The sequence below is a fragment of the Devosia sp. genome, from assembly GCF_040509215.1.
Taxonomy (GTDB): Bacteria; Pseudomonadota; Alphaproteobacteria; order Rhizobiales; family Devosiaceae; genus Devosia.
Genome location: NZ_JBEVLL010000109.1, coordinates 1 through 4,168, shown reverse-complemented (window position 1 = coordinate 4,168; position 4,168 = coordinate 1). Strand labels below are relative to the sequence as shown.

General features: G+C 61.5%; 5 protein-coding genes. 3 read left to right on the top strand and 2 right to left on the bottom strand.

Annotation, left to right across the window (positions count from 1 at the left end; all coding sequences use genetic code 11):
* The 3 genes from ABW043_RS06285 to ABW043_RS06275 form a co-directional block, all read left to right on the top strand.
* Positions 1-1,269: flavin-containing monooxygenase (locus ABW043_RS06285; RefSeq protein ID WP_353920371.1), on the top strand; the 1,269-nt coding region annotated here is incomplete at its 5' end.
* Positions 1,270-1,384: 115 nt separating this feature from the next.
* Entirely contained in the window at positions 1,385-1,801 is a 417-nt protein-coding gene (locus ABW043_RS06280; RefSeq protein ID WP_353920370.1) for a RidA family protein, read from the top strand.
* A gap of 39 nt (positions 1,802-1,840) precedes the next feature.
* Positions 1,841-2,515, top strand: a complete 675-nt coding sequence (locus ABW043_RS06275; RefSeq protein WP_353920369.1) for a DUF1028 domain-containing protein — start codon at positions 1,841-1,843, stop codon at positions 2,513-2,515.
* 347 nt (positions 2,516-2,862) lie between these two features.
* Here ABW043_RS06275 and mepA read toward each other — a convergent pair whose 3' ends face one another.
* The gene (mepA, locus tag ABW043_RS06270) at positions 2,863-3,795 is read right to left on the bottom strand and encodes a penicillin-insensitive murein endopeptidase (RefSeq protein ID WP_353920368.1); all 933 of its coding nucleotides are present in this window, start codon (positions 3,793-3,795) and stop codon (positions 2,863-2,865) included.
* Positions 3,795-4,168, bottom strand: a 374-nt coding sequence (locus ABW043_RS06265) for a tripartite tricarboxylate transporter substrate-binding protein (RefSeq protein ID WP_353920367.1), incomplete at its 5' end; no start/stop codon positions are given. The genes mepA and ABW043_RS06265, both read right to left, overlap by 1 nt.

Genomic DNA, 4,168 nt, shown 5'->3' with positions numbered 1-4,168 from the left:
GAGAAGATAGATACACTTGTTGTGGGCGGCGGGCAGGCCGGCATCGCCATGAGCGAACATCTGAGCGTGAACGGCGTGCCTCACCTCGTTCTCGAGCGGAACCGGGTCGCTGAGCGCTGGCGCTCAGCGAGATGGGACTCGCTGGTGATGAATGGTCCCGCGTGGCACGACCGCTTTCCCGGTCTCACCTTCGGCGATGTCGACAAGAGCGTTAGGCCAGACGATTTTCCACTTAAGGACACCGTTGCAGACTATCTGGTGGCTTACGCGAAGAAGATTGCGGCGCCTGTCCGGTGCGGAGTCGAGGTTTTGAAGGTCGACAGGAAGGTCGGGCAGCGCGGCTTCCGTGTTGAGACGTCTACGGGGGCGATCGAGGCCGACAGAGTCGTGGCCGCGACCGGCGCGTTCCAGCGCCCGAACGTGCCCGCCATGGTGCCCGCCGAGACAGGCGTGCTGCAGATGCACTCGACCGCATACCGCAACCCCGCGCAACTTCCCCATGGCGCAGTGCTGATCGTCGGCTCAGGCTCCTCCGGAACCCAGATCGCCGAAGAGCTTTTCGAAGTGGGACGGAAGGTCTTCCTGTCGGTGGGGCCGCACGAGCGTCCGCCGCGCGCGTACCGTGGGCGCGACTACTGCTGGTGGCTGGGCGTTCTTGGGAAGTGGGATGCGGCTGCCCGGGAGGTCGGAAAGGAGCACGTGACGATTGCAGTGAGCGGAGCGCACGGCGGGCATACGATCGATTTTCGCCTGCTGGCGACGAAGGGGATGACTCTCCTCGGCCGCACCGAGGGCTGCAGTCGCGGCGTCATGAGGTTTGCGCCGGACCTCCTCCAAAACCTCGGGAAGGGAGACGCGAATTTGCTCTCCGTGCTGGACGAAGCCGACGCCTATGTCGCACGAAATGGTCTCGAATTGCCCGAAGAGCCGCAAGCGCGCCGTACCGTGCCGGACGCGGACTGCGTGAAGAACCCCATCCTTTCGCTCGACCTCGCCGGCGCGGGCATTGCAACCATCATCTGGGCGACCGGTTTCACGACAGACTACAGCTGGCTCAACGTCGACACTTTCGACGAGAAGGGCAGGCCGAGGCATCAGCGTGGCGTCTCGGCAGAGCCGGGAATTTATTTTCTGGGGCTGCCCTGGCAATCACGGCGAGGATCGAGTTTCATCTGGGGCGTCTGGCACGATGCCAAGTATCTCGCGGACCAGATCACCATCCAGCGCAACTATATGGCCTATCACGAAGCCGCATCCCGCCGACGATGACGCGCTGCCTTCCCGGGAATGATGCAAGCTGCCCGCTGTGCGGAAAACCCTGGAATGCCGGTGCCTGCCGCCGTGCGGCTTCCTGTCTTTAACGCACGATATCATGGTGGCTCGAATGGCCCACAGACGAATTCGCAAGTTCAACACCAAGCACACATATCCCGAGCAGAGGCTCGATAATGATCTGGCCCAGGCGGTGGTGACGCAAGGGGGAAAGACCGTCTGGCTGCGCGGGCAGTGCGCCCAGAACCTCGACGACGCCGTGAGCATCGACAGTCATGATCCGGTCGAGCAGACCCACAAGGTCATGCAGAATATGCGCCAGCTCATCGAGGAAGCCGGCGGCAAGATGGAGCATCTCGTCAAGATCGTGGTGTACATCACCGATATTCGCCACCGCGAAGCCGTGTACCGCACGATGGGCGAATACATCAAAGGCGTGCATCCGGTTTCAACGGGCCTCGTGGTCCAGGCGCTGGCCCGACCCGAGTGGCTGGTCGAAATCGACGGCACGGCCGTCATTCCGGACTGAACGCCGGAGCAAACGTCGGAGCGAACGGAAACTTATTCCATGACCTTCTCGCTGGTCGCCCGCTGTCGAGAAACCGGTATGTTCGGCGTCGCGGTAGCCTCGTCGTCGCCGGCGGTCGCTGCCCGCTGTGCCTATGCCCGGGCAGGTGTCGGCGCCGTGGCCTCACAGAATGTGACGGACCCTTCGCTTGGTCCGCTCGCTCTCGACCTCATGCAGAGCGCCATGAGCGCCGAGGCTGCGATCGCGGAAATCCAGAGGTGCGGCCAGTTCATGGACTATCGGCAGTTGCTCGCGGTCGATCAGCGGGGTCAGACGGCCATTCATTCAGGACGAAATTGCCTCGGCATCTGGGCGCAAGCCCATGCCGAAGACGTCGCTTCTGGCGGCAATCTGCTGGCCAATGACCGTGTGCCGCAGGCGGTCGTAGACGGCTTTCTCGCGAGCTCCGGCCATTTGGGCGATCGTCTGATTGCCGCGATGCGCGCCGGCTTGGCTGCCGGCGGAGAAGCTGGCCCGATCCATTCGGCCGGCCTCAAGATCGTGGATCGCGTGAGCTGGCCAATCGCCGATTTGCGGTGCGATTGGACGCAGGATTGCCCGATCGAGGCGATCGCAACGCTTTGGGGCATCTATAAGCCGCAGCTGGACGCCTACGTTCAGCGCGCCCTCAACCCGGATGAAGCACCGAGCTATGGTGTCCCCGGCGACGAATGATGTCGCGCGCCATCAAACAATCAATCAAGGCGCTCAGATGCGGATGAATCGTTTTTCTTGCTTTTTTCACCCCCGCACCTCGAATTGGTAGGGGGCGGGGGGCAAAAAACTCATAACAAGATTCTTGTGCTTCAAAATCCCCTAGGTGTACGGAATCGCCGAGAGTTGATTTAAAATCAAATATTCAAGTCATCGACGATACTTGTCGGTCGTTTCGCGAATATTGCGGTGTTGAGTAGGGGGCGCGGGCAAAAAATTATAACACGATTTTTGGGCCACCCACACCCACATTCCCGGTGGGGGCCAAAAAATCAAAACAATTGCACGGGGAATCCGGACATCGACAATCACGGCGCTTTGACGATCTGCTTGCACGCGGGGGGCAATCCGGCCAGCGTCAAAACCGGTCTCGGTTTGCGCTGCCGCGGATGCAGCGTCGATTCCTTGAACCAGAAGTCAAGCTCGCTACCGCAGCCGTCGCTTGGGAGCGGCGGTGCTGGCGGCTTGCATTCCGCACTGTCTGCCGGACAGGCGATTTGGACATGAAAATGCTCGGCGTGACCATACCAGGGACGCACCTTGTAAAGCCAGGTGCGATCAGCTCCGGCCTCGCGGCACAGCGCCTTCTTGATCGCGGCATTGACTAAGATGCGGACGACCACCGGATCCTCCGCAGCCGTTCGGAGGAGCGCAGTATGTCTGTGGGTCCACACTTTCGGATCAACGTCGCGCAGATCGGGCGCGACCACATCGGTGGCCGAGCCGAACTCGCGCTCCTCGCGGCTTTGCACGTGGTCTGGCATCCGCGCAAACCAAATATCGACGTCGAGGCCGATTTGATGGCTGGTGTGCTCAGAAAGCATCGGCCCGCCGCGCGGCTGAGACATGTCGCCAACCAAAAGACCGTTCCAGCCAACCTTTGTTGCGTTCGTGGCAAACCGTTCGATGAAGCGAATGAGTTGCGGATTGCCCCAGTTGCGGTTACGCGACGGCCGCATGACTTGCCAGGTCGGCCCAGTGATCGGCAGCGACACGGCGCCGGCGAGGCAGCCGTCGAAATCGCCGCCGATCGAGCGCGGCGGTCCGGGAGACGGCGTCAATTTGCGCGCGAACAGTTCTTTGGCCGGCGTTGACAGTGCGTCCGGATTTTTCAGCGGCGGCAGGGGCCTGGGATTGAGTGAGCCGGGAAGCATCGGGTCAATCAAGTGCTTTTCCTGCGCGACGGCGGAACTCGCGGCGGCAGGGAAGAGGACGGCGAGCAGGCAAACGACAGCGCGCATCAGCAACTATACTCCCTCTGGGTCTGTAGGAAACTGGAATAGGCATTTGCGTATCTCAAGACTGACCGGCTGTGTCGGCGCCATTTAGAGAAGTCACTTAAGCTGATGAACTCGGGAACCGTCTTGGCCGGGAACGACGGATGGACCGCCAAGACGTAGCCCGTGCGGGTGATGCTCGCGACCGGTGCAATGTCACGGAGAACAACGAAATTGAGCTTGTCGTAGAGTGTGGCGTTGATCGCAGCCGGCGCATTGACCTGGAGCAGCGTATAGCCATCCGGAGGTGAGCGCACGACAGCTTCTGTGGCGATGTTGGTGCCGGCCCCCGGTCGGTTCTCGATGACGAATGGCCGGCCAAGCCGCTCCGACAGCC